Source organism: Streptomyces sp. M92 (assembly GCF_028473745.1).
Lineage (GTDB): Bacteria > Actinomycetota > Actinomycetes > Streptomycetales > Streptomycetaceae > Streptomyces.
The window spans coordinates 884,606-909,962 of sequence record NZ_CP101137.1; the positions used below are offsets into that span (position 1 = coordinate 884,606).

Annotated in this window: 21 protein-coding genes, 2 tRNA genes and 1 pseudogene; 9 read left to right on the forward strand and 15 right to left on the reverse strand. The window is 70.8% G+C overall.

The features are described 5' to 3' along the window. Positions 1-159: 159 nt before the first annotated feature. Together tig and M6G08_RS03985 are read right to left on the reverse strand one after the other, a co-directional pair. Positions 160-1,566 carry a trigger factor gene (tig, locus tag M6G08_RS03980; RefSeq protein WP_272585799.1) on the reverse strand — a complete coding sequence of 469 codons (1,407 nt, stop codon included), beginning with the start codon at positions 1,564-1,566 and terminating at the stop codon, positions 160-162. A 168-nt stretch (positions 1,567-1,734) separates the two neighbouring features. Next, a tRNA-Pro gene (locus M6G08_RS03985) sits at positions 1,735-1,811 on the reverse strand. Positions 1,812-1,984: 173 nt separating this feature from the next. Between M6G08_RS03985 and M6G08_RS03990 the strand changes: the two genes are divergently transcribed. The 3 genes from M6G08_RS03990 to M6G08_RS04000 all read left to right on the forward strand — a co-directional run bounded on the left by M6G08_RS03990 (position 1,985) and on the right by M6G08_RS04000 (position 3,672). Then, a tRNA-Gly gene (locus tag M6G08_RS03990) sits at positions 1,985-2,058 on the forward strand. A gap of 731 nt (positions 2,059-2,789) precedes the next feature. Beyond that, the gene (locus M6G08_RS03995) at positions 2,790-3,236 is read left to right on the forward strand and encodes an SANT/Myb-like DNA-binding domain-containing protein (RefSeq protein WP_272585800.1); all 447 of its coding nucleotides are present in this window, start codon (positions 2,790-2,792) and stop codon (positions 3,234-3,236) included. A gap of 64 nt (positions 3,237-3,300) precedes the next feature. Beyond that, a complete protein-coding gene (locus tag M6G08_RS04000; protein WP_272585801.1) occupies positions 3,301-3,672 on the forward strand; it encodes a hypothetical protein in 372 nt (123 codons plus the stop codon). Between the two features lie 256 nt (positions 3,673-3,928). Here M6G08_RS04000 and M6G08_RS04005 read toward each other — a convergent pair whose 3' ends face one another. Then, on the reverse strand, positions 3,929-4,123 hold the full coding sequence (locus tag M6G08_RS04005) for a hypothetical protein (RefSeq protein ID WP_029393243.1): 195 nt from the start codon (positions 4,121-4,123) through the stop codon (positions 3,929-3,931). A 666-nt stretch (positions 4,124-4,789) separates the two neighbouring features. On the opposite strand from M6G08_RS04005, the gene M6G08_RS04010 reads away from it, so the two are divergent. Further along, on the forward strand, positions 4,790-5,968 hold the full coding sequence (locus M6G08_RS04010) for an acyltransferase family protein (RefSeq protein ID WP_272585802.1): 1,179 nt from the start codon (positions 4,790-4,792) through the stop codon (positions 5,966-5,968). Positions 5,969-6,043: 75 nt separating this feature from the next. Here the strand turns inward: M6G08_RS04010 and M6G08_RS04015 are convergent, their stop codons facing one another. Continuing rightward, positions 6,044-6,472, reverse strand: coding sequence for an HD domain-containing protein (locus M6G08_RS04015; RefSeq protein ID WP_443049002.1), 429 nt, complete (start codon positions 6,470-6,472; stop codon positions 6,044-6,046). 84 nt (positions 6,473-6,556) lie between these two features. Further along, positions 6,557-7,834 carry a PP2C family protein-serine/threonine phosphatase gene (locus M6G08_RS04020; RefSeq protein WP_272585804.1) on the reverse strand — a complete coding sequence of 426 codons (1,278 nt, stop codon included), beginning with the start codon at positions 7,832-7,834 and terminating at the stop codon, positions 6,557-6,559. A gap of 162 nt (positions 7,835-7,996) precedes the next feature. Between M6G08_RS04020 and M6G08_RS04025 the strand changes: the two genes are divergently transcribed. Further along, a complete protein-coding gene (locus M6G08_RS04025; protein WP_272585805.1) occupies positions 7,997-9,250 on the forward strand; it encodes a GNAT family N-acetyltransferase in 1,254 nt (417 codons plus the stop codon). A 24-nt stretch (positions 9,251-9,274) separates the two neighbouring features. Here the strand turns inward: M6G08_RS04025 and M6G08_RS04030 are convergent, their stop codons facing one another. Further along, on the reverse strand, positions 9,275-10,093 hold the full coding sequence (locus M6G08_RS04030; RefSeq protein ID WP_272585806.1) for an Fpg/Nei family DNA glycosylase: 819 nt from the start codon (positions 10,091-10,093) through the stop codon (positions 9,275-9,277). 80 nt (positions 10,094-10,173) lie between these two features. Further along, positions 10,174-10,659: a ribose-5-phosphate isomerase gene (locus M6G08_RS04035; RefSeq protein WP_272585807.1), complete on the reverse strand. Its 486-nt coding sequence runs from the start codon at positions 10,657-10,659 to the stop codon at positions 10,174-10,176. Between the two features lie 207 nt (positions 10,660-10,866). Between M6G08_RS04035 and M6G08_RS04040 the strand changes: the two genes are divergently transcribed. Then, the gene (locus tag M6G08_RS04040; protein ID WP_272585808.1) at positions 10,867-12,309 is read left to right on the forward strand and encodes an amino acid permease; all 1,443 of its coding nucleotides are present in this window, start codon (positions 10,867-10,869) and stop codon (positions 12,307-12,309) included. Positions 12,310-12,394: 85 nt separating this feature from the next. On the opposite strand, the gene M6G08_RS04045 is transcribed toward M6G08_RS04040, so the two are convergent. Further along, positions 12,395-12,976: a biotin transporter BioY gene (locus M6G08_RS04045; protein WP_272585809.1), complete on the reverse strand. Its 582-nt coding sequence runs from the start codon at positions 12,974-12,976 to the stop codon at positions 12,395-12,397. Between the two features lie 332 nt (positions 12,977-13,308). Between M6G08_RS04045 and M6G08_RS04050 the strand changes: the two genes are divergently transcribed. Then, positions 13,309-14,694: an amino acid permease gene (locus tag M6G08_RS04050; RefSeq protein WP_272585810.1), complete on the forward strand. Its 1,386-nt coding sequence runs from the start codon at positions 13,309-13,311 to the stop codon at positions 14,692-14,694. Positions 14,695-14,808: 114 nt separating this feature from the next. Here the strand turns inward: M6G08_RS04050 and M6G08_RS04055 are convergent, their stop codons facing one another. The 5 genes and pseudogenes from M6G08_RS04055 to M6G08_RS04075 all read right to left on the reverse strand — a co-directional run. Next, positions 14,809-17,016, reverse strand: a complete 2,208-nt coding sequence (locus M6G08_RS04055) for a S1 family peptidase (protein WP_272585811.1) — start codon at positions 17,014-17,016, stop codon at positions 14,809-14,811. A 34-nt stretch (positions 17,017-17,050) separates the two neighbouring features. Next, positions 17,051-17,548 (reverse strand): hypothetical protein, encoded by a 498-nt coding sequence (locus M6G08_RS04060; RefSeq protein ID WP_272585812.1) that lies wholly within the window; start codon positions 17,546-17,548, stop codon positions 17,051-17,053. 269 nt (positions 17,549-17,817) lie between these two features. Then, positions 17,818-18,204: a hypothetical protein gene (locus tag M6G08_RS04065; protein ID WP_272591250.1), complete on the reverse strand. Its 387-nt coding sequence runs from the start codon at positions 18,202-18,204 to the stop codon at positions 17,818-17,820. Beyond that, positions 18,204-19,496 (reverse strand): ALF repeat-containing protein, encoded by a 1,293-nt coding sequence (locus tag M6G08_RS04070; protein ID WP_272585813.1) that lies wholly within the window; start codon positions 19,494-19,496, stop codon positions 18,204-18,206. The genes M6G08_RS04065 and M6G08_RS04070 overlap by 1 nt, the downstream gene beginning before the upstream one ends. 73 nt (positions 19,497-19,569) lie before the next feature. Further along, positions 19,570-19,842, reverse strand: a pseudogene (locus M6G08_RS04075) (hypothetical protein); the annotation flags it as partial. Between the two features lie 304 nt (positions 19,843-20,146). Between M6G08_RS04075 and M6G08_RS04080 the strand changes: the two are divergent. Continuing rightward, the gene (locus M6G08_RS04080; protein WP_272585814.1) at positions 20,147-20,788 is read left to right on the forward strand and encodes a superoxide dismutase; all 642 of its coding nucleotides are present in this window, start codon (positions 20,147-20,149) and stop codon (positions 20,786-20,788) included. A gap of 120 nt (positions 20,789-20,908) precedes the next feature. On the opposite strand, the gene M6G08_RS04085 is transcribed toward M6G08_RS04080, so the two are convergent. Next, entirely contained in the window at positions 20,909-21,694 is a 786-nt protein-coding gene (locus M6G08_RS04085) for an SAM-dependent methyltransferase (protein ID WP_272585815.1), read from the reverse strand. 160 nt (positions 21,695-21,854) lie between these two features. Then, complete coding sequence (locus tag M6G08_RS04090; protein WP_272585816.1) at positions 21,855-22,493, reverse strand: mycothiol-dependent nitroreductase Rv2466c family protein; 639 nt, start codon at positions 22,491-22,493, stop codon at positions 21,855-21,857. Positions 22,494-22,638: 145 nt separating this feature from the next. On the opposite strand from M6G08_RS04090, the gene pepN reads away from it, so the two are divergent. Next, entirely contained in the window at positions 22,639-25,221 is a 2,583-nt protein-coding gene (gene pepN / locus M6G08_RS04095; RefSeq protein ID WP_272585817.1) for an aminopeptidase N, read from the forward strand. Positions 25,222-25,357: the final 136 nt, after the last annotated feature.

Here is a 25,357-nt window from a genome sequence, read left to right on the forward strand (position 1 = left end):
CGTGACGGTGCCTGCTCGTCACCGGGTGCGGGTCCGCCGGGGTTGCGCGCGCAGTTCCCCGCGCCCCTGACGGCACTGTCCGGCCGCACATCGAAAAGGGCCCCGGCACTGATGCGTCCGGGGCCCTTTTCACATCCGTCGGGGACGGTGCGAGGGGGATCAGCCCTCGGTCTTCTCCTCGGCCTTGTCGTCGGCCTTGTCGGTGTCGGACTCGGCGGACTCGGCGGCGGCCTCGGCGGCCTCCTCCGTCTCCTCCTCGTCGTCCAGGTCGACGACCTCGCCGTTGGTGTCCTTGACCGTGGCCTTCTCGACCACGACGGCCAGGGCCTTGCCGCGGGCGACCTCACCGACGAGGAGCGGGACCTGGCCCTGCTCGACGACGGCCTGGGCGAACTGGTCGGGGGACATGCCGGAGGAGGAGGCGCGGCGCATGAGGTGCTCGGTGAGCTCCTCCTGGCTGACGTTGAGCTTCTCCTGCTTGACCAGCTCGTCGAGCACGAACTGGGTCTTGATGCCCTTGACCGCGGCCTCGCGGGTCTCGGTGTCGAACTCCTCGGCGGTCTTGCCCTGGAGCTCGAGGTACTTCTCGAGGTCCAGGCCCATCTGGCCGAGCTGGTGGTGCTCGAGGTTGTGCTTACGGGTGTTGATCTCGTCCTCGAGGAGCTTCTCGGGGACCGGGACCTCGACCAGCTCGAGCAGCTTGTCCAGGACGCGCTCCTGGGCCTGCGTGGCCTGGTCGTACTGCTTCATGTTGGCGAGGCGCTTGCGGCTGTCGGCGCGCAGCTCCTCCAGGGTGTCGAACTCCGACGCGAGCTGCGCGAAGTCGTCGTCCAGCTCGGGCAGCTCACGCGCGGCGACCTGGGTGACCTTGACGGTGACCTCGGCCTCCTTGCCGGCCGCCGAGCCGCCCTTGAGCTCGGAGGTGAAGGTGGCCTCGCCACCGGCCTGAAGGCCCTTCACGGCGTCGTCGATGCCCTCCAGCAGCTCACCGGAGCCGATGGTGTAGGAGACGCCGTCGGCGACGCCGTCCTCGAGGACCTCGCCGTCGACCTTGGCCTGCAGGTCGATGGTGACCACGTCGCCGTCCTCGGCGGCACGCTCGACCGGGGAGGTGGAGGCGAAGCGCTCGCGCAGCTGCTCGACCGACTTCTCCACGTCCTCGTCGGTGACCTCGACGGCGTCGACCTCGACCTCGATGCCGGAGTAGTCCGGGATCTCGACGGTCGGGCGGACGTCGACCTCCGCGGTGAAGTTCAGCGTCTCGCCGTCCTTCAGCTCGGTGATGTCGACCTCGGGCTGACCCAGCGGGTTCAGGTCGGCCTCGTTGACCGCGTCGGTGTAGAACTTCGGGAGCGCGTCGTTGACGGCCTCCTCCAGGACGGCGCCGCGACCGAACCGCTGGTCGATGACCCGGGCGGGGATCTTGCCCTTGCGGAAGCCCTTCACCGTGACCTGCTGGTTGATCTTCTTGTACGCCGCGTCGAGGCTGTCCTTGAGCTCCTCGAAGGGCACCTCGACAGTGAGCCGAACCCGGGTCGGGTTCAGGGTCTCCACGGCGCTCTTCACGGTTCGGTCTCCTTGGTGGCTGACTTCTTGGGTTCTGCCGGGGCCAGCGGGGCGTCCGGCGGATTCGCCGCCCGGAGACTTCAGACTCTGAGACACACGGGCGTGCAGCTTGCATAGTAACGGCAGCGACTACACCGCCCAAAAGGCGATCACCCGGTGATCGGTCGGTGGTCGGGGTGGCGGGATTTGAACCCACGGCCTTCCGCTCCCAAAGCGGACGCGCTACCAAGCTGCGCCACACCCCGTCTGGTGCGACACGTAGGGTACATGCCGCCGGGCGCCGGGCACGCGTGGTTTCCCCGGTGCCCGCGCACGTGCCCGTGGACTCGGGCGCGGACCGGAAGGGGTGTGCGGGAAAGGGGTGCGACCCGCTACGATGCCTCCAGTGCCGCGGTCACCGACCTGCGGCGCGCGCTGTGCGGGCGTAGCTCAATGGTAGAGCCCTAGTCTTCCAAACTAGCTACGCGGGTTCGATTCCCGTCGCCCGCTCCAGACGACTCAGGGCCAGGTCGGAGGATCATTCCTCCGACCTGGCCCTGATCGCGTTCCGGGGTCCCGATCAGTCGGCCGTGTCCCCGGCGTGCCCTTCGGACGGAAGCACAGCCAGCGGAACGACCGCTGCCACTCAGGGGACAACTAGGCTGTTAACCCCGTCCCACCTGCGGTGTCTCACGATGGCGTCAATCGATCACTGCGCTTTCGGAGCAGTCGCTGAACCATGGACCTGCGCCGCTGGGCAGAGCACGGCTTGATCGGGAGCGGTCACATGCCAAGGCGGTCGGGGCCCTGAGCCTCGTCGCGGAGCGGTGGGGCCGGGAAGATCGCCGCGGAGGCATCCCCGAAGGTCGTGTACAGGTCGATTTCAGCCGCCGGTACGGAACGCCGGCACTCACGGCGGCCAGTACGGCGGGGCGCGGCCCGGCCTCTGGTTCCGCCGGCTCCCGCACCGGCAGCGGCGACGCTCCCCCGGCTCCACGAGGCTGTGCACTGCTGCCGCTTGCCGCTCTTCGGGCGTGGTCGCGAGCTGGACATCAGGACTGCCCGCAGAAGCCTGGACCCTCAACGGGCGTTGCGCCCCAACAGGCCCGTCGCCGCTGCCCACTTCGCCGATCGGACGTGTCGCGTCACTGCCCGACCGTCCCACCCGGGGCGCCTCCCTACCTCATCAAGGCCCGCGCACGGCACGGGCGCGCAGCGGACAAGGACCAGAAACGATCTACCGCGTGCCCGACCGGAACGTCAGGATTGCTCCCATGGGGGATTCCAACGTGCGCACAGCGTTCCGTCTGACGTTCACCGACTACCACCAGGACCCGAACGACAACGACGTCCTACGGCGAGCGGTGACCGTCCATGCCGACCGGATCACGTTCGACGACGGCCACCTGAACCTCTGGCTCACAGGCACCCACGTCGGAGAGTTCCCCCTCGACATCATCGAGTCCGTCTGCCCTCACGGCGACGCCGGCAAGAAGCGTGAGACGCCGGAAGAACTACGGGCTCGCTTCCCGCGGATGGGCCACCCGTGGTCACCCGAGGACGACGCGCGCCTGCTTGCCCTCTACCAGCAAGGCGAACGGAACTTTGACGCCCTCGGCAAGCACTTCGGCCGGAAGCCCAGCGCCATCCGGTCGCGACTGGCCAAGCTCGGCCTTGAGAGTCTCGCCTGACAGCTGAGGCTCATACGTCGGCTGGGGCGACCGGCCCCACGGCTATCATCCGAGCAGGGGGCCCATGGGGATTGTGGTCTGTGTTGGGTTCGCCACTCTGGCCGGGTACATGGTCCGGAGCGCCGCCATGGTGTGGCGCGACCCCCGTCGGGCGCGGACGGAAGCTGCCGGGTGGGACAAGCTCGGCAAGCGTGGAGCCTGGGCGGTCACACGGGGCATTGTGCCCGTTGCCGGTATGTTCACCTGCCTGGCCGTCATGACGATCTCGTTCCTCGGAGCCGAGTCCTGGGGCACGGTTCGAGGCGCCCTGGAGACGGTCGGGACCGTGTTCTTCGTCGTGATGTTGATCTGCTTGGTCGCCACCGCCTCCGTAGCCGTGTTCAACAGGCCGGGATTCCTCGTACCGCCGTACCTTCGCGACAGACGCCGCCTGTAGCGACGAACAGAGGCGAGCACCCCCGGGCCGATCGGCATCGGGGGCTCAGGCCGGGAGAAGGGCGCCCGTGCCCCGCGCGCGCCCGATCGGAAGGCGCACGAGGGGGAACACCGGGGAGTCACGGCGAGCCGCCCAGAAACGTGCAGCTCAGCGGACCAGCAGGTCAGGACCGAACCGCGTACGCGATCTTCCGGACTGGCTACGCGGGTTCGATTCCCGTCGCCCGCTCCGAGAGGCCTCCGGCCGGGCGCTCCGGTCAGAACTGGATCGAGTTGATCGTGTCCGCTATCGAGTCCAGGAACCGCTGGATGTCGTCGGCCATGCCCGTCGAGGCCAGGAAGAAGCCGAAGAGGACCGCGACGATCGCCGGGCCCGCCTTGATGGAGCCTCCTCGCAGCAGCACCACCAGGATGATCGCCAACAGCAGCACCACTGACAGTGAAATGGCCACAACTGATCACACCCTCGATCGGTCCGCTCTCCCGGCCCGGGGGTGCGGCCGCGCACACCCCCGCCAGGACCATCGTGCCACCAACCGGGCCCCGTCATGCGGCAGGTGACGCATCGTCGGCCGGTTCCCGGGGTCCGGCCCCGCCCCGCGCACGCGGACCCACTCCACGATCCCATCCCGCACAAGAATTCGACATGACACTCGTGCGGGGAATTTCGGTCACTTCGTTTCGATGCCCACACAACGCGTTCGCAGATATTTCGAATTACCTCGGGAACCACACTCACAGGCACATCACAGGCAGATCACAGGCTCACGCGGAGGCCCCGCCCGGGCCATTGAAGCGGACATTTGAGGGGAAGTCACCCTCCGGCTTTATACACTGTTCAGTCATGACGTGTCATGACAAGTAGGGCTCTCAGGGCGCCCCTCAGGTGCCCGACGGCTTTCCACTCTGTGGCGGAGGTCATGCCGCCTCCCGGGACAAGTTCCCCGAATTTCGGGGCACCCGTCAGGCCCCCGGGATCCGAATGCAGGAATGACGTCGAAGGTTTTACGGAATCCCACGGAGAACGCTAGGGTGCCTCAGATGTTCTACGCTGCCTCGTCCCCCACCAGAGCAGCGAGGTCCTGTGACAACTCGCCGATTTCCCGGCGGGGGGTTGCATGACTAGCTCGCTGCGACCGCACGGCGACCGGAAGACGCCGTCCCCCCCGGATCAGCAGACTCAGCCGAGCCGACAGCGCGACGCGTTCTTCGACAACGCCAAGTACCTGGCGATCGTACTGGTCGGCGTCGGCCACGCCTGGGGTCAGCTCCTGGACGGGAACCGGACGGTGGAGGCCCTCTACCGGGCCCTGTACACCTTCCACATGCCGGCGTTCATCATCATCTCCGGCTACTTCTCGCGAAGCTTCGACCTGAGTCCCAAGCGCGTGAAGCGCCTCATCACCGGCGTCGCCGTCCCCTACGTCGTCTTCGAGATCGGCTACGCGCTGCACCGCCGCGTCAGCGAGGACCCGTCCAACGACATCAGCCTGCTGGACCCCACCTACCTCCTGTGGTTCCTGTGCGCGCTGTTCATCTGGCGGCTGACCACTCCGATCTGGCAGACGGTCCGCTGGCCGCTGCCGATCGCCCTGGTGATCGCGGCGCTGGCCTCCGTGACGCCCAGTATCGGCAACGACCTGAACATGCAGCGGGTGCTGCAGTTCCTGCCGTGCTTCGTGCTGGGCCTGGTGCTGCGCCCCGAGCACTTCCGGCTGGTCCGGCGCCGCTCGGCGCGGATCGCGTCCGTGCCGGTGGTCGCGGTGGCGGTGGTCGTCGCCTGGTGGTCGGTGCCGCGCATGGATACCGGCTGGTTCTACCGCAACGCCGCCGTGCAGACCACGGACGCCCCCTGGTGGTCCGGGCCCGTCCTCACCCTCGCGCTCTTCGGCTGCTCGATCGTGCTGACCGCCTGCTTCTTCGCCTGGGTGCCGGGCCGGCGCATGTGGTTCACCGCGCTCGGCGCGGGCACGATCTACGGCTACCTGCTGCACGGCTTCGTCGCGAAGGAGGGCACCTTCGCGGGCTGGTTCCACGATCCCGCGTGGGACACCCCGGTCGGCGAGATCGGGATCACCGTCCTGGGAGCCGCTCTCATCACCCTGCTGTGCACCAAGCCCGTCCAGCGGGTCCTGCGGTGCGTGGTGGAGCCGAAGATGGAGTGGGCCTTCAAGCGGGACGCCGGTGAGGCGGGCCGGGGCCCTGAGAAGCGGGAGCGGAAGGCGGAGGGACACGAGACGACGGGCGCCGGTGAGGCGCGCGCGTCCAGCGGGGCCGGCGAGAAGGTGTCGGTCTGACGACGTCCGTCCCCTGAGGTTCCGGGCTCTGGCGCCCGACTCCCGTCCGGGGTGCCCGACTCCCGTCCGGGGTGCCTAACCCCCGCCCGGCAGACCGAGGAGTGCGCGCATCCGCGTGTACTTCTCGGTCAGCCGTGTGCGCGTGGCCGCGTCCAGGACCGCGAGCCGTGCCGGGTCGGCGTTGTGTGCCAGGTCGGCCTCCTTGACCAGCGGTGCGCCGGGCGTGGCGAGGATGCGCGCCGCGTACGCCTCGGGCGGCTCCCCGGCCCGCTTGGTGAGGGCCAGGACGATGTCCTTGGTGCGGCGGCTGAGCGCGGCCCCGCGCAGCCAGTCCTCGGACAGCGCGTCGTCCTCGACGGCGTCGTGCAGCCAGGCCGCCGCGATCTGCTCGTCGTCCCCGCCGCGCAGCCGTACGCCTTGGGCGACGGCACTCAGATGCTCGGCGTAGGGCCGTCCCGCCTTGTCGGTCTGCCCGACGTGGGCGGCGCGGGCGACGGCCTCCACCTCGGCCGGGGAGAGCCGGACGGGGGGCGTGGGCGGCGTGGCGGGCGCGGGTGCGGGTGTGGTGTCGGACACCGGGCCAGTGTGTCAGTCCGCCGTCGCGGAGGGGCCGGTGGCCGTGGTCCGGGCCGTGGCGGTCTGCGCCGTCGAGGACTGGGCGGTCGGGGTCCGGGCGGTCGAGGTCCGGGCCGTGGTGGTCTGGGCCGTCGGGCCCTCCCGGCAGATCAGCAGCAGGGCCCGGTCGTCGTTGACGTCCTTGGCCACCGCTTCGATCAGGTGCCAGGCGGCGCCGTGGAAGCCGCCGGCGACGTAGCGGTCGGCTTCGCCGGTGAGACGGTCGATGCCCTCGGCGATGTCCCGGTCCGAGGTCTCCACCAGTCCGTCCGTGAACAGCATCAGCACGTCTCCGGGGCGCAGCGACCCCTTCACGGCGTCGAACTGCGCACCGTCGTACACGCCCAGCAGCGGCCCCTCGGCCGACTTCTCCTCCCAGCGGCCGGTGCCGGCGCTGAGCTGGAGGCCCGGCGGATGTCCGGCCGAGTACAGCTCGTAGTCGCCGGAATCGAGGTCCAGGACGAGGTGGATGGAGGTGGCGAAGCCCTCGTCCCAGTCCTGGCGGAGTAGGTAGCCGTTGGCGGCGGGCAGGAAGGCGTGCGGGGGCAGGCTGCCGAGCAGTCCGCCGAAGGCGCCCGACAGCAGCAGGGCGCGTGAGCCCGCGTCCATGCCCTTGCCGGAGACGTCGGTGAGGACCACCTCCAGCGTCCGGCCGCCGTTGGTGCGCGCCGCGACCACGAAGTCGCCGGAGAAGGACTGGCCGCCGGCCGGGCGCAGCGCCATCTCGCGGTGCCAGCCTGGCGGGAGCCCCGGCAGCTTGCTCTGGACCCGGATGCGTTCGCGCAGGTCGAAGAGCATGGTCCCGCCGCGCCGCCAGGGCACGCCGACCCGGCTGCGGAACTGGGCGACCAGCAGCCCGAAGAAGCCACAGGCCGCGACGGTCAGGACCACGCCGGGGGTGACCCGTGAGGGGCCCTCGGTGTACGGGCCCAGCTGCACCGACTCCACGATCAGTGCCGTGGCCGCCGCCGCGTACAGGCCCAGCAGGCTCGCCGGGCGCAGCAGCAGGCCGCCCGCGACGATGGGCAGGACCAGTGCGGCGGGCGCGCACCACACCGAGTTGATCATCGTGGTGGCCGCGATGACGGGGATCGTCAGCAGCAGTCCGGCCAGCGCGATCCAGTCCGAGCCGTCGCCGCGGAAGTAGTCGACGGCGGATCTGCGCATGCCGACGCGGGCCCGGTGCCACTGCTTCTTCCACCGGGCCGTGAAGGTGTCGGCCGCCGCGCGCCGCTGTCGTCCTGCTGCCATTAGTTCGGGACCCTATCCATCGGACCGGGCGCTTGGCACGGGAGGTCCCGCTTGTCCCCCGTCCGAGGCCCGACTTCACAGTGAACTTCACGAACGGCCCTCGCGCGGCAACCTGGCGGAAATTGCCTCGCCCGCCCTTCGCGCCCCTGGTACGCATGGCCCATGAGCGATGACAGTGGCGACCTGACGCGGACCGGCCTGCGGACACTGCGGCGCGGCGAGTGGGACACGTGGTACGGGACACTGATCCGTGCCTTCGGCGGGGTTCCGGAGTCGGCCGAGGAACTGGAACTCTTCAGCTCGCTGACCGAGACCGACCGCTCGCTCGGCGTCTGGGACGGCGACGAGTGCGTGGGTACGGCGGGGGCGTTCAGCTTCCGGATGACCGTGCCCGGCGGTGCCGTCGTGCCCGTGGCGGGCGTCACGATGGTGGGCGTGGCCGCCACGCACCGGCGCCGGGGTGTGCTGACGTCGATGATGCGGCGGCAGCTGGACGACGTACGGTCCCTGGGCGAGCCGCTTGCCGTGCTGACGGCCTCCGAGCCGGCGATCTACGGCCGGTTCGGGTACGGCGCCGCGACCTTTCAGGTCAACGCGGAGATCGACACCGCCCGGGTGCGGCTGTCGGTGCCGGACGGCACGGATGACGTACGGCTGCGGTACGCGGCGCCCGGTGACGTGCTCGACGCGTGCGAGGCGGTCTACGCGCGGCTGGTGCCGGGGCGGCCGGGCATGCTGGTTCGCCGGCCCGGCTGGGAGCGGCTCGGGCTGCTGGACCCGGAGAGCGAGCGGGAGGGGGCGTCGCCGCTGCAGTGCGTCGTCGCCCGGCGGGGCGGTGAGGTGACCGGGTTCGCGCGGTTCCAGGTGCGGCCCGCCTGGCGCAGCGAGGGACCCAGCGGCACGGTGGTCCTCAAGGACCTGGCCGGGCTGGACCCGGCGACCGAGGCGGCGCTGTGGCGCTTCCTGTTCGGCATCGACCTGACGTCGACGCTGGCGGTGCGGGGGCGGCCGGTCGACGAGGCGTGGCAGCACCAGGTGTCGGACCTGCGGCGGTGCGGGCCGGTGCTGCGGGACGCGCTGTACGTGCGGCTGGTGGACGTGGGGGCGGCGCTGGCGGCGCGCACGTACCAGGCGCCGGTGGACCTCGTGTTCGAGGTCGAGGACGCGTTCTGCCCCTGGAACGCGGGGCGTTGGCGGCTGAGCGGGGACACGAAGGGGGCGTCCTGCGAGCGTACGTCCGACGCGGCGGATCTGGCTCTGTCGGTACGGGAGTTGGGCGCGGCGTATCTCGGGGGCGTGAGCCTGGCGTCGCTGGGTGCGGCCGGGCGAGTGCGTCAGGTGCGGCCGGGGTCGCTGGCGGAGGCGTCGGTGGGGTTCGCTTCGGACGTCGCGCCGTGGTTGCCGCACGGGTTCTGAGCGGGACCGCGACAGCCCCTGGTGCTAGGCCCGTCCTGGCTGGCAGGTCGGGCACCAGAAGAGGTTGCGGGCGGCCAGGTCCGCGGTGCGGACCGGGTCGCCGCACAGGTGGCAGGGCTGGTTCGCGCGGCGGTAGACGTAGACCTCGCCGCCGTGGTCGTCGACGCGGGGCGGGCGGCCCATGGCTTCGGGGGTGTGCTCGGGGCGGACGGTGTCGATGCGGTTGTTCTTCACGCCCTCGCGCATGAGGGCGACGAGGTCGTGCCAGATCGCGTCCCATTCGGCGGGCGTGAGGGACTTGCCGGGGCGGTACGGGTCGATGCCGTGCCGGAAGAGGACCTCGGCGCGGTAGACGTTGCCGACGCCGGCGACGACCTTCTGGTCCACGAGCAGGGCGGCGATGGTGGTGCGGCTGCGGGAGACGCGGCGGTAGGCGGCCTGCGGGTCGGCGTCCGGGCGCAGGGGGTCGGGGCCGAGGCGGTCGTGTATCGCCTGCTTCTCCGGGTCTGTGATCAGGGCGCAGGTGGTGGGGCCGCGGAGGTCGACGTAGGCCGTGTCGTTCGCCAGGCGGAGCCGGACGGTGTCCGTGGGGAGCGGGGCCGGGGCGGGTCCGAAGGTGACTTTGCCGAAGAGGCCGAGGTGGATGTGGACCCAGTCGGCCGCGCCGAAGCCGAGGAACAGGTGCTTGCCGTGGGCCTCGGTGCGGGTGAGGGGGGTGCCGGTGAGGAGGGCGGCGGCGTCGGAGAACTTGCCCTGGGGGCTGGTGACGTGCGGTGCCGTGCCGGCGGTGAAGGCGGCGGCGTAGTCCTCGGCCAGCCGGTGGATGGTGTGCCCCTCTGGCACGGGGGTGTCCTTTCGTTCTTCTTCGCCCGGACCCCGCCCTCCCCGGTGCCCGCGCACCGGGAGAGGGCGCCGGTGTGCCGCTACTGCTGCGGGTGGTGGGCGGGGACGGGCGGGAGGTCGCCCGTCGTCTCGTAGGAGGTGAGCATGTCGATGCGGCGGACGTGGCGTTCGTCGCCGGAGAACGGGGTGGCGAGGAAGGTCTCGACGAACTTCGTCGCCTCCTCCTGCGTGTGCATGCGGGCGCCGACCGCCACGACGTTGGCGTTGTTGTGCTGGCGGCCCAGCGACGCCGTCTCCTCGCTCCAGGCCAGCGCCGCGCGCACGCCCTTCACCTTGTTCGCCGCGATCTGCTCGCCGTTGCCGGAGCCGCCGATCACGATGCCGAGGGCGCCCTGGTCGGCGGCCGTGCGCTCCGCGGCGCGGAGGCAGAAGGGCGGGTAGTCGTCCTGGGCGTCGTAGATGTGCGGGCCGCAGTCGACGGGCTCGTGCCCTGCCGCCTTGAGCCATTCGACGAGGTGGTTCTTGAGTTCGTAGCCCGCATGGTCCGAGCCGAGATACACGCGCATGCGTCGAGTGTGACACGGGGGCGATGGGGCGGCCGCGCCGGGTACGGGGTGTGAACACACTGAGGGAAACTGTGGAACCTCCAGGAAAAACTCAAGTAAAGATCCGCAATCAAAGGTTCCTGAATTCGTTCACCTCCGTTTCACTGGTCCGGCTCGTACACCGCTCGTACGAGGAAGTGCACGACCGGCGCAAAGGAAAGCACCCCCATGACTTCGCAGCCGACCCTGACCGAGGCCGAGGACGGCCCCGAAGAGCCCGGCGAACCCGGGTCCGGGCTCCAGGCCGGACTCAAGAACCGTCACCTGTCGATGATCGCTATCGGCGGTGTGATCGGGGCCGGGCTGTTCGTGGGCTCCAGTTCCGGCATCGCCACCGCTGGCCCCGGAATCCTGCTGTCGTACGCCCTCGTCGGCACGCTCGTGGTGCTGGTGATGCGGATGCTCGGCGAGATGTCCGCCGCCAACCCGACCTCGGGTTCCTTCTCCGCGCACGCTGACCGGGCGCTCGGGCCCTGGGCCGGGTTCTCCATCGGGTGGCTGTACTGGTTCTTCTGGGTCGTCGTGCTGGCCGTGGAGGCGACGGCCGGGGCGAAGATCCTGGAGGGCTGGATACCCGCCGTGCCGCAGTGGGGCTGGGCGCTGATCGTGATGGTCGTGCTGACCGCCACCAATCTCGCCTCGGTGGGCTCCTACGGCGAGTTCGAGTTCTGGTTCGCCGGGATCAAGGTCGTCGCGATCGCGGCGTTCATCGTGGTCGGCGGGCTGGCCGTCTTCGGGCTGCTGCCGGGTGTGGACAGCGCGCAGGCGGGGCTGGCCAATCTGACGGAGCACGGCGGTTTCCTGCCCCACGGGGCGGGGGCGATCCTGACCGGCGTACTGCTCGTCGTCTTCTCCTTCATGGGCAGCGAGATCCCCACCCTGGCCGCCGGTGAGTCCGAGGACCCGCAGCGGGCCGTCACCAAGGCGACCAACAGCATCATCTGGCGCATCGCCGTCTTCTACCTGGGCTCCATCTTCGTCGTGGTCGCGCTGCTGCCCTGGGACTCGCAGTCGATCATCGACAAGGGGTCGTACGTCGCCGCGCTGGACTCCCTCGGGATCGCCAACGCCGGTCAGATCATGAACTTCATCGTGCTGACGTCCGTGCTGTCCTGCCTGAACTCCGGGCTCTACACGGCCTCCCGCATGGCCTTCTCGCTCGGTCAGCGCGGTGACGCGCCGGGTGCGTTCGCCCGGACCACCGCGCGGGGCGTGCCGCGGACGGCGATCCTCGTCTCCGTGGTGTTCGGTTTCGTCGCCGTGTTCTTCAACTACGAGTTCCCGGACTCCGTCTTCCTCTTCCTGGTCAACTCCTCCGGCGCCGTGGCCCTCTTCGTGTGGCTGGTGATCTGCTTCTCGCAGCTGCGGATGCGGAAGATCATCCAGGCCGAGGCGCCGGAGAAGCTGGTGGTGCGGATGTGGCTGTTCCCGTACCTGACCTGGGCGGCCGCCGCCGTGATCGTCTTCGTGCTGGGCTACATGCTGACCGACACGGAGCACAACGGGCGTACGACCGTGCTGCTGTCGCTGCTCGTCGCGGCGCTGGTGCTCGTTGTCGCGGTCGTCAGGCAGAAGGTCACCGCGCGGAAGGCCCTCGCCTGCGAGGACTGACCGCGGGTGTCGGCGCACGGGAAAGGGGCCGGCCCGGTCGCGGAAGCGATCGGGCCGGCCCCTTTCCCGTGCCTGTGCGGGCGGTCTACTTCTTGTCGGCCAGCTTCCAGGCGGTGGGCAGCAGGCCCATCGCCAGCGCCGCCTTCAGCGCGTCGCCGATCAGGAACGGGGTCAGGCCGGCCGCGATCGCGGCGGTGAGGGACATGTCGGCGGCGAGGGCCAGGTACGGAACGCCGACGGCGTAGATGACGGCCTCGCCGAGCAGCATGGTGCCGGCCATGCGCAGCATCGAGCGGTCGGCGCCGCGCCGGGCCAGGGCTCCGACGACGGTGGCGGCGAGCAGCATGCCGAAGACGTAGCCGAGGGACGGGGCGCCGACGCCGGAGCCGCCCTCCGCGAACCACGGCACGCCCGCCATGCCGACCAGGGCGTACAGCGCGAGCGAGAGCAGGCCGCGCCCGGCACCCAGGGAGGTGCCGACGAGCAGCGCGGCGAAGGTCTGGCCGGTCACCGGGACCGGGGAGCCGGGAACGGGCACCGCGATCTGGGCCGCGACGCCGGTGAGCACGGCACCGCCGGCGACCAGCGCGACGTCCCGGACCCGGGAGGAGGGGATGAGGTCGGCGAGGACCTGGCCGGAGCGGGTGGGAAGGGCAGCGGTGCTCATGGGGGACTCCGCGGGTGGTGTGGACATGTCGGGACAGCGCGACGCTATCCCAGCGTGCCGGACCCGATCACCGGCAGCGCTCGACAAAGGGTCGATCGGCACATTGGTGGGCTCCCGACAAAGACGCGGCATACCCGTGGTTGGGGGTGATATCGGTCACCGTGAGGGGGAGGCGGGTGTCACCCCTAAGCGGAATTCCGCATTCGGACGATCACGTTCCGTGTCGATTCCGTCCGTATCGTGGGCAACCGGTGTCGTCGGCGGGCGCGACCCCGGAAACTGTGGGCGTTTTTGCCCTGTCCCCGCCCCCCACGCATTGGACGAGCCGCCCCATGTCCAACAGCACCACCACCGAGGCGCCGCCCCGGTCGCACGACGACGCCTCCCTCTCCCACGGCCTCAAGCAGCGCCACCTGTCGATGATCGCCCTCGGCGGCGTGATCGGCGCCGGGCTGTTCGTCGGCTCCGGGGCCGGCATCGCCGCCGCCGGGCCCTCGATCGTCGTCGCCTACACCCTCTCCGGCCTCCTCGTGATGCTGGTGATGCGGATGCTCGGCGAGATGTCGGCCGCGTACCCGTCGTCCGGTTCCTTCTCGGCGCACGCCGAGCGGGCGATCGGGCCCTGGGCCGGCTTCACCGCGGGGTGGGCGTTCTGGGTGCTGCTGTGCACCGCCGTCGGTCTGGAGGGCATCGGCGCGGCGGCGATCGTCCACGGCTGGCTGCCGGGCACGCCCGAGTGGGTGTGGGTGGCGCTGTTCATGGTGGTGTTCTGCGGGACGAACCTGGCCGCCGTGAAGAACTTCGGCGAGTTCGAGTTCTGGTTCGCCGCCCTCAAGGTCGGCGCGATCACCCTGTTCCTGGTGCTGGGCGTGCTGGCGATCGCCGGTGTCCTGCCCGGCACCGACTCCCCCGGCACCTCCCACCTGGGCGACTTCCTGCCCAACGGCGGCAACGGCCTGATCATCGGCCTGCTCGCCTCGGTCTTCGCCTACGGCGGCCTGGAGACGGTGACGATCGCGGCGGCCGAGTCGGAGAACCCGGTCAAGGGCGTGGCGAGCGCCGTACGGACGGCGATGTGGCGGATCGCGCTGTTCTACATCGGCTCCATGGCGGTCATCGTGACCCTGGTCCCCTGGGACTCCCCGGAGGTCGTCGAGAAGGGCCCGTACGTCGCCGCCCTCGACGAGCTGGGCATCCCCGGCGCCGGTGAACTGATGAACGTCGTCGTGCTGGTCGCGCTGCTGAGCGCGATGAACGCCAACATCTACGGCGCCTCCCGCATCGGCTACTCGCTGGTCGAGCGCGGTCAGGGCCCGAAGGCGCTGGGCCGGGTGTCGGGCGGGGTGCCGCGGGTCGCGGTGCTGGTCTCGTCCCTCTTCGGCTTCGGCTGTGTGCTGCTCAGCTACTGGCGGCCGGACGACGTCTTCGCCTGGCTGCTGAACATGATCGGCGCGGTCATCCTGGTCGTCTGGATCTTCATCGCCGTCTCCCAGCTGCGGCTGCGGCGCCGTCTGGAGCGGGAGGCACCCGAGAAGCTGGTGGTGCGCATGTGGGCGTACCCGTGGCTGACGTGGGTGGCGCTGGCGGCCATGGCGGCGGTGTTCGTGCTGATGGCCCGCGAGCCCGACACCCGCGTGCAGCTGTACTCGACGGGCGGCATGACGCTGGTCCTGGCGGCCACCGGCTACGCCTGGCAGCGGCGCCGGGCGCGCGGTTAGCCGCCGCGCGCCCGTCGGGAGCCGCGCCCGCACGGCCGCCGCGGCACTCGGCCCCGCCGGGCCGGAGCCCGGCGGGGCCGAGAAGGTCCATCCCCGCGAGGACGGCGTCAGCCGTTACGCCGCGGAGTACCCGAAGTAGTTGCCGTTGGCCGGGAGTCCGCCCTGGCCCGGCTGGTACGTGGTCGCGGGCCTGCTCGTACCGCCCGCCACGACGTTCGGGAACGGCAGGACGTGCAGGGCCCCGGTGGCGGTGGGCCCGTAGGGCATACCGGCGTAGAGGTTGCGCGGCGTGAAGTGGATGCTGGTGCCCAGCTTGTCGCCCTCGCCCGGGGAACCGGGGACGCCGTCGCCGTCGCCGGCCTCGACCCACAGGTCGTTGGCGCCCACCGCGCCCATCAGCGAGAAGGTGTGGATGGCACCGGCGTCGGCGACGCCCGCGAGGTCCTCACCGGGGACGCCCACGGCGACCTTCAGGGTGGCGGCGGAACCGACCTCCCGGGGCGCGGTGTTGACCGCGCTCAGGGCCGAACCCACGCCGTCGCCGGCCTCGATCGTGCCGGAGCGGTCGTCGGTGCCCGTGCCCTGGTTGAGCGCGTGCATGTACTCCCAGGTGCCGTCGGCCCTGATGTGCACGAGGATCACGTTGCCCGCGCCGGCCCGCTGCGCGCCGCCGGTCTCGGCGGGCAGGGCCTCGCCGGGCGAGCCGATCGCGAGGATCGAGTCGGTGGCCGTGGCCGCGCCGGACGGGCGGAAGGCGACCAGCGCGAGGGCCTGGGCGAACTTGTCGCCGGCCTCGGCGCCGCCGGCGATCTTGTCGTCGTCCTGGTCCATGCCGGTGACCACGGTGGGCCGGCCGTCGGCGTCCAGCTTGTGGCTGAGCACGGCCAGGTTGCCGGCGTTCGCGTCGCCGCCGATGGCGTCACCGGGAGCGCCGATGGCGATGAAGTTGGCGTCGCCCGTGACGGACGTGCCGAACGCGTCGTTGGCCTCGGCCGCGCCGGAGACGCCCGCGGTGTCCTGGTTGATGCCGACGTTGGTGTCGCCGTGCACGTAGAAGGCGCCGCCCGCCTTGGCCAGCGAGCCGAGCGCCTCACCCGGCGTGCCGATCAGGATCCACGGCTTGCCCTCGGCGGTGGTGCCGGCGGCGAGGGAGACGCCCATCCGGTCGCCGTCCTCGGGCGTGGAGGCGCCGATGGAGCCGTTGCCGGAGCCCTGTTGGAAGTGGCGGGCGGGGGGACCGCTGCCGAGGCCGTTCTCGCCGCCGAACAGGATGTCGACGAAGCCGGCGTCGACCGCGCTGCCGACGTTCTCCTCGGAGGCGGTGACGACGAGGTCGGTGTAGCCGTCCTCGTTGTAGTCGACGGTCGCGAGGTGGCCGCCGAAGTGGTCGCCGGCCTCGGCGCCGCCGGGCACCCAGTCGAGGTCCTGGGTGATCTCGGCGATGCCCTTGCCGCCGCCGTGGACGACCCGGACGAGGCCCGCGGTGGTGTCGCCGCCCACCGTGGCCATCGGGTCGCCGATGGCGATGTCCTCGACGGCGTCGCCGTTGAAGTCGGCGATGCGGGTGGCGCCGACCTGCGCGTGGATCCAGGAGGCGAGGTCGTCGACGCGCGCGATGACGCCCGCGGTGGAGGTCTGGGTCTCGGCGGTGCCGAGGCAGCCGCCCTGGAAGGACTGGCTGTTGAGGCCGACGAGCTTGCCGCCCGAGACGACCGGGCCACCGGTGTCGCCCATGCAGGCGGCCGCGCCGTCCTTGCCGGTGACGCCCGCGGAGGTGGCGGCGGTGGAGTCGACGATGTAGGTGCCGGTGTGCAGCTTCAGCGGTACCCACTCGGTCTTCGTACGGCCGTATCCGGCGAAGGTCAGCTCCGCACCGGCGGCGGGCGCCGCGGTGGCGAGCTGGGCCGGGGTCACGTTGGTGACGGGCCGGTTGAGGCGGGCCAGGACCACGTCGCGGTCCGTGCGGGGGACGATCTCGACGACGCGGCGCTCGGCGCCCTGCGTGCCGGAGAGGTCGGAGCGGCCGATGACGGCGGTGGTCGCCCTGGCGGGGACGCCGGCCGGGACGGCGAGCGAGGCGGCCGGGTTCTCGGCGAAGCAGCTGGCCGCGGTGAGCAGCCATTCGGCGTCGACGAGGACGGCGGAGCAGCCGCGGTCGTGGGCGCCGACGGTGATCTGCGCGGTGTAGGCGTGGGTGATGTCCGAGTCGGCGACCGGTGTGCCGCCGGTGACGGCGACGGCGGGTGCCGTGCCCAGCGCGAGCGACCCGGCGGCCAGGACCGTGCCGAGCGCGGCCAGACGGGGACGTCTTATGGAAGACATACGAGTGGTCTCCTCAATCACAGGTTGATGTCGGTCAGTTGGTGACGCGGATCTCGACCAGGACGTGGTCCCGGCCGTCGACGGACTCGCCGACGCCCGCCCAGGTGTCCGCGGGGATGTCGTACTCGACCTGGTCGCCCTCGGCGGTCATCTCCAGGTGGGTGTTGGCGGAGTCGTCCGTCTTCACCCCGTGCACCGCGGGGAGTTCGAGGGTCAGCCGGCCCTCGTCGGCGGTGACCTCGAAGCAGACGTCGTCGTGGTCGCGCGCGAGGAACCGCAGGAGGTCGCCCCCGGCGGCACAGTCGGCGAGCACGATGTGGCCGTCGCCGCGCTTGAGGACGATGTTCTGCTCGGCCAGGATCTTGTCGGCGTTCGGGTAGTCGTAGACCTGGACGGCGTAGCCGGACGCGGCCTCGGCGACGGTCTCGGTGGAGGGCTCGGCGGCACCCGCGCCGCCCTGGGCGAGCACGGCCCAGGTGAGGGCGCCGGCGGCGGCGCCCAGAATGCGTACGAACGTGTTGCGTGACTTCATCACAGTCCCAGAAACTCGGCAGTTCTTCGGGTTCAAACCCCTCATCGAAGCGGCGACTTGGCGAATACGTCCAATTCCTAAAACGGACAGAATTCGGGCAACCGGCGAGTTCGAGCCGTGATCCCTGTCACGCCCGGGACGGTTGCAGTGATCTTGACAACGACTTCGTAACGGCTCGCGAGGCGAGCCGCCGAGCGGCGGCGTAAAAGCGGATAGGCCGCGGAGAAAAACTCCGCGGCCTATCCGTCCTGCGCCATCAGGCCGACCGGTCAGCTCGTCTTGTCGAGCTTCTGGGTGATCGGGCCGTCCGGATCGAAGTGGAAGTACAGCGTGTCCTGATCGTCCACGTAGAGCTGGATCCCGCCGATCTTGCCGAGCCCGCCGTCCTCGATCCCCAAGTACACGAAATCGTTCATGGTGGCCGAGTCCTCGTACTCCCAGCTGCCGTGGAAATCGACCGGGTCCGCGCCCTCACTCAGGATCACGCCGGTGGCCGAGAACGTGCCCTCCGCCGACAGCTCGATCTTCCCGCCGCCGTCGCCGCGGTACAGACCGGGCAGCTTCTCCGGGTCGACCGCCGCCGAGCACGCCGAGACGAGCACCGCGGAAGCGGCGAGCGCGGCGAAGAGCCACCGCCCGCCCGCACTCTCACGCATCACGGGCCCAGCATAACGTCGAACTCGATCACCTGGGTCTTGGGCGACATCGGCCCCTCGTCGCCGACGACCTTGTCGACGAACGCGCCCACGGTGTCGCTCCACCAGTCCGTGTACCCGATGACCGGCGGGTGCGTCGCCGACTCGATGTCCGACTCGTTGTACGCGGTGTAGGGCCAGGTGACCGACCCGTCCGGGTTCTCCCGGACGGGGGTCATGCGGACCTTGTGCGAGCCCAGGAACGTGTACGCGAGGTTGCCGGTCAGCCCGGCCGTGGTGAGCGTCCCGTAGTCCCTGACGTACTTGCCCGCGCCGCCGAAGCCGCCGAGCTCGTAGTCGTCCATGTAGGTGTGACCCAGTTCGTACTTCCCGGTCCGCTGCCAGTCGTTGAGGAAGTACTCGAGGACTCCCTGCGTGTGCGGGTGCTCACGATAGAGGCGGGTGAATTCGTCGTCCGGGCCGAAACACTGCGATCTGGGGCCGGTACCGGTCAGCCAGCTCCACCCCAGTTCCCACGGGTTGGTGTTGTTCCTGTGCTCGATCGGATCACCGAACGGCGTCAGGCAGCTCTCGGCGCCCTCGGGCAGGCCGGTCTTGCCGTCGATCGGGACCTTGGAGTTGTCGGTCGCGTCCTGGATCACCTCCCGGATCGCGGCCTGGACGACCTCGACCCACGCCGCGGTCGCGGCGACGGCCGCTTCGGCGTGCGACTTGCCTGCCGCGAGCTCTGCCTGCCGGGCCTTCGACGCGGAGGCCTGCGCGTCAGCGGCGTAGGCCGCGGCGGTCGAAGCGGAGCGCACGGCCCGGTTGGCCGCGTCCCGCGCCACACTGCTCGCCTCGCGGGCCGCCGCGGCGGCGTTCTGCGCGGTCTGCGCGGACTTGGCGGCGGCGGCCGCGGAGGCTTCGGCGGCCTCCGCGTTCCGGCGGGCCTCCTCCGCGGAGGCCTTGGCGTCGGCCGCCCAGCCCTCGGCCTTGCCGGCCCATTCGGTGGCCTCCTCGGCGGCCTGCCGGGCGATGGCCGCGGCCTCGGAGGCGCGTGCCGCGTCCTCGAGCGCGTCCTCGGCGATCTTGGCGGCCCGTGCGATCGCCGCCCGGATCGCGCTGATGTGCGTGGCGTGATCGTGGTCGATGCGCGCGAACTCGTGCTGCGTCGTACCGATGAACTGGCGCAGCATGTGCGTGTCGCCTTCGAGCGCGACCTTCGCCGCGGCCTGTACGTACGGGCCGCCGCCGGCCAGGAGCGTGGTGGCCGCCACCCCGTCGTCCTCGCGGACGGCCGCGGCGCGCTCCACGCGTGGCCCTGCCCGCGGTGACCAGGGCCTTGGAGAGCGTGAAGCGGTTGTCCTCGGCCGTGGCCGCCGGCAGTCTGTCGGCCAGGAACGTGGTCACGGCGTCCGCGTTGCCCACGAGCGCCGCCGCCGCGGCCGTACGCACCGCGCGGCCGCCGGTCCGGTACGCGTGCACCACCTTGCCGCGGTCGGTGTCGGGCAGCCGTGTACCGCCGTCGGCCGCCGCCGCGTACGCCGCGTACGCGGACCGGGACCCGAACACTCCCAGAGGCAGTGCGGTGCCTGCCGCGATACCCCCGAAAATGGCCAGTGACTGGCGTCTGCTGAATATCTGCCGTGATTGTGACATCACGACCCCCTCACGATTACCAGGGGAAATCTCGCCGCCCCTCCCCTGCGGTACAAGTCCCTTATAGAAGCCGGGTTTTGGCGGACTCGCCCAATGCAGAAACCGGGCAGAAATCAGGTAATCGCCGAATGCTCACCATGATGTGCATCACACGCCGAAAAGGCTGCAGCAATCTCGATAAAGAATTGATGGAGACCCCCGGCGGCGACACGCCCGGCCACCCCCTCGGGCACCCGCGGAGCCGCTCTTGCTGCTAGCGTGCACTTGCAAGTCTGTTGCAACAAGAGCTCGGAGGGGACCCGCCATGCCCGTCTACACGCTTCCTGAACTGCCCTACGACTACTCCGCGCTGGCGCCCGTGATCAGCCCCGAGATCATCGAGCTGCACCACGACAAGCACCACGCGGCCTACGTGAAGGGCGCCAACGACACCCTGGAGCAGCTCGCCGAGGCGCGGGACAAGGAGTCCTGGGGTTCGGTCAACGGCCTGGAGAAGAACCTGGCCTTCCACCTCTCCGGGCACATCCTGCACTCGATCTACTGGCACAACATGACCGGTGACGGCGGCGGCGAGCCGCTGGCCGCCGACGGTGTGGGCGACCTCGCCGACGCGATCGCCGAGTCCTTCGGCTCCTTCGCCGGTTTCAAGGCGCAGCTCACCAAGGCCGCCGCCACCACACAGGGCTCCGGCTGGGGCGTGCTGGCGTACGAGCCGCTCAGTGGGCGGCTGATCGTCGAGCAGGTCTACGACCATCAGGGCAACGTCGGGCAGGGCGCCACCCCGATCCTGGTCTTCGACGCCTGGGAGCACGCCTTCTACCTCCAGTACAAGAACCAGAAGGTCGACTTCATCGAGGCCATGTGGGCCGTCGTCAACTGGCAGGACGTGGCGAAGCGTTACGAGGCCGCCAAGTCCCGCGCGGACGTGCTGCTGCTGGCGCCGTGAGGCGTGCCTGAAGCGTCCTGCCTCGTGATCGTCTTCTCACCCTTCACGGCGGCAGGCGGAATGAGGGAAGCCCCCGCGAGGACGTGACTCGCGGGGGCTTCCTGCATGCCGCTGGGTACCTCAGGGCTTGCGGGCGAGGCCGCCGTGCTGGCCGACCGGCCGCGGTTTCGTGCCGTCGGGGGCCGGGTCCGGGCGCCACAGCGGGACGGAGACCACGCCGGGGTCGACGAGGTCGAGCCCTTCGAAGTACGCCTCGATCTGCTCCACCGGGCGCAGGAAGTACGGCACGGCGCCGGTCTCGTTGTAGCCGTCCTGGGCCGCTTCGTAGGCCGGGTCGGTGCCGCGCGAGCCGTCGTTGACGCAGAGGTGGCTGCCGGAGGGCAGGCCGGCCATCAGGCGGCGGACCAGGTCGAGGGCCCGGTCGTGGCCGTCGACGTGGCCGAGGATGCCGCTGAGGATCAGGGCGGTGGGGCGGGACAGGTCGAGGGTGCGGGCGGCGGCCCGAAGGATCTTCTCCGGCTCGTACAGGCTCATGTCCTCGTAGGCGGTGACGCCCTCGGGGGTGGAGGTGAGCAGGGCGCGGGCGTGGGTGAGGACCAGCGGGTCGTTGTCGACGTAGACGATCCGGGACCCGGGGGCGTGCCGCTGGGCGACCTCGTGGGTGTTGTCGACGGTCGGCAGTCCGGTGCCGACGTCCAGGAACTGGCGCACCCCCGCCTCCAGCACCAGGTACCGGATGGCCCGGCCGAGGAAGGCGCGGCTGCTGCGGGCGATGGTGACGATGCCGGGGAAGACCGCGGTGTAGGCGTCGCCGGCCGCCTCGTCCACGGGGTAGTTGTCCTTGCCGCCCAGCCAGTAGTTCCAGATCCGGGCCGAGTGCGGCACCGAGGTGTCGATCTCCGTCATGGGGTGGGGCTCGCCTCCAGGGTCGGTGTCCGACCCATGGTGCAACGACCGGGCGGGCCCGCGCGGCACAACGGCGGGGACGGCGGGCTTCCCGGGTCGTGCAGGGGAGCCCGCCGCCGAGCGGTGCGGCCGGAGCTTCTCCAGAGGTTCCGGAGCGTCTCTAGAGGTTGCTGAAGTCCGGGCCCTTGGTCCGGGTGCGCTTGATCTCGTAGAAGCCGGGGACGGAGGCGACGGCGAGGGTGCCGTCCCAGAGCTTGGCGGCGTCCTCGCCCTTGGGGGCGGGGGTGACGACCGGGCCGAAGAAGGCGAGCTGTCCGCCGTCGGCGCCGGGGACGGCGATGACCGGGGTGCCGACCTCCTGGCCGACCTTGTCGATGCCCTCCTTGTGGGAGGCGCGCAGCTGGGGCTCGTAAGGGGTGTCGTCCCAGTGGTCCATGAGGGACTCGGGCAGGCCGACGTCCTTCAGCGCGGCGGCCACCGTCGCCTTCTCCGGGCCCTCGCCCTGGTTGTGGAAGCGGGTGCCGAGCGCCGTGTAGAGCTCGCCGAGCACCTCGGCGCCGTGCTCCTCCTGGGCCGCGATGACGACGCGGACCGGGCCCCAGGCCTTGGTCTCGAGCAGCTCGCGGTACTCCTCGGGCAGCTCGTCGAGCTTGTCCTCGTTGAGGACGGCGAGGCTCATCAGGTGCCAGCGGACCTCGATGTCCCGGACCTTCTCCACCTCCAGGACCCAGCGGGAGGTCATCCACGCCCACGGGCACAGCGGGTCGAACCAGAAGTCGACGGGGGTCTTCTCCGACATGTCTCTCCTCAGGAGGCAACAGGGCCGAGCTTTCCTCCTGGCAACCGGCCGGACGCCGTGGCCATTCCCGGCTGCCGCCCGTCAGGGGCACATGGCAGGATCGGTGCTGTCCGCATACTGAACACCACCCGAGGGAGTGCCGCCCGTGCCCGGTGAGAATCTGTCCCGCGACGAGGCCCGGGAGCGGGCCGCCCTGCTGTCCGTCGACGGGTACGAGGTGTCCCTCGACGTGCGCTCGGCCGTCGGTGAGGCTCAGGGCGGGGGTCCGCGCACCTTCCGCTCCGTGACCACGATCCGCTTCCGCTGCAACGAGCCCGGCGCGAGCAGCTTCGCCGACCTGATCGCGCCGAGCGTGACCGCCGTGTCCCTCAACGGCCGCGACCTCGACCCGAGCGAGGTCTTCGACGGCTCCCGCATCGCCCTGGAGGACCTGGCCGCCGACAACGAGCTGGTCGTCGACGCCCGGTGCGCCTACTCGCGCACCGGTGAGGGCCTGCACCGCTTCGTCGACCCGGAGGACGGCGAGGTCTACCTCTACACCCAGTACGAGCCGGCCGACTCCCGCCGGGTCTTCGCGGGCTTCGAGCAGCCGAACCTCAAGGCGCCCTTCCGCTTCGAGGTGCGGGCGCCCGAGGAGTGGACGGTCTGGAGCAACGGCGCCGGGGAACGCGTCGACGGGGTGTGGCGGTTCGCGGAGACGAAGCCGATCTCGACGTACATCACCTGCGTGGTCGCGGGGCCGTACCACTACGTGACCGACTCCTACGAGCGCGTGTTCGAGGACGGAACGCGACTGGAGATCCCGCTCGGCGCCATGTGCCGCAAGGGTCTCGCGCCGCACTTCGACGCCGACGACGTCTTCCTGATCACCAAGCAGGGCCTGGACTTCTTCCACGACCGCTTCGACTTCCCCTACCCCTTCGGCAAGTACGACCAGGCGTTCGTGCCCGAGTACAACCTCGGCGCGATGGAGAACCCGGGGATGGTGACCTTCCGCGAGGAGTACATCTTCCGGGGCAAGGTGACGCAGGCGTCGTACGAGGGCCGCGCCAACACCATCCTGCACGAGATGGCGCACATGTGGTTCGGCGACCTGGTCACCATGGAGTGGTGGGACGACCTGTGGCTGAAGGAGTCCTTCGCCGACTTCATGGGCGCCTTCGCCAACGTCGGCGCGACCCGCTTCGAGAACGCCTGGATCACCTTCGCCAACCGCCGCAAGGCGTGGGCCTACCGCGCCGACCAGCTCCCCTCCACGCACCCGGTCACCGCCGACATCCGCGACCTCCAGGACGCCAAGCTCAACTTCGACGGCATCACGTACGCCAAGGGCGCCTCGGTGCTCAAGCAGCTGGTGGCGTACGTCGGCCAGGACGCGTTCCTGGAGGGCGCGCGGCGCTACTTCAAGCGGCACGCGTACGGCAACACGCGCCTGGGGGACCTGCTGTCGGTGCTGGAGGAGACCAGCGGCCGGGACATGACCGCCTGGGCCCGGTCCTGGCTGCAGACGGCCGGCGTCAACTCGCTGACCCCGCAGGTGCTGCTCAGCGGGGCGGGCACGGTCGACGAGCTGGCGGTCGTGCAGGAGGCCGCGGAATCCCACCCCCAACTGCGTCCGCACCGGGTGGCGGTGGGCCTGTACCGGCGCACGGCCGAGGGCGCGCTGGAACGGTACGCGCGTGCCGAGGTGGACGTCGACGGGCCGCGCACGGTGGTCGCGGAGCTGGCCGGTGCCGAGGCGCCCGAGCTGGTCCTCGTCAACGACGACGACCTGACGTACTGCAAGACCCGCTTCGACGAGACCTCGCTGGCGACGCTGCGCGAGCACCTGGGTGCGCTGACCGACCCGCTGGCCCGTGCCCTGTGCTGGTCGGCGCTGTGGAACATGACCCGGGACGCGCTGCTGCCGGCGCGGGACTTCGTCGGCCTGGTGCTGCGGTTCGCGGGGCGCGAGTCGTCCATCGGGGTGCTCCAGATGCTGCACGCCTGGGCGGAGTCGGCACTGGTGCACTACGTCGCCCCGGACGGGCGCGAGGCCTGCGGCCGGCTGCTGGGCGAGGGCGCGCTGCGGGAGCTGCGGGAGGCGGCGCCGGGCAGCGAGCAGCAGCTGGCGTGGGCGCGGTTCTTCGCGTCGGTGGCCTCCGGGGAGCCGGAACTGCGGCTGCTGCGCGGGCTCCTCGAGGGCGCGGAGAAGATCGACGGCCTGGACGTGGACCAAGAGCTGCGCTGGGCGTTTTTGGAGCCGCTCGCCGCGCACGGCCGGGCCGACGAGAAGGTGCTCGCCGCCGAGCTGGCCCGCGACGACACGGCCTCCGGCAAGCGCCACCAGGTGCGCTGCCTGGCGGCCCGTCCGTCGGCGGCCGTCAAGGCGCAGGCCTGGGCGCAGGTCGTGGAGTCGGACGCGCTGTCCAACGCCCTGGTGGAGGCGACCATCGCGGGCTTCGCGCAGCCCTCGCAGCGGGAGCTGGTCGCGCCCTACGCCGAGAAGTACTTCGCGGCGATCGAGCAGGTGTGGGACGAGCGGTCGATCCAGATCGGGATGGACGTGGTGCGGGGCCTGTTCCCGTCGCTGCGGGACTCCCAGGACACGCTGGAGGCGACGGACGCGTGGCTGTCCGCCCACGAGGACGCGGCGCCGGCGCTGCGGCGGCTGGTGCTGGAGGCGCGGGACGACCTGGCGCGGGCGCTGCGGGGACAGGCGTGCGACGCGGCGGCGGGGAGCCGCTGAGCCACCCCGACCTCTGGCCAACGATTTGGCGCTCCGTCATCGTTACGGAATTCAGCCAATAGCAGCCGTAACCCCTGGTCCGCACCTTTGCCGACCAGGGGTTTTCGGCATCCGAACACCCGTCCTTTAGGGCGGG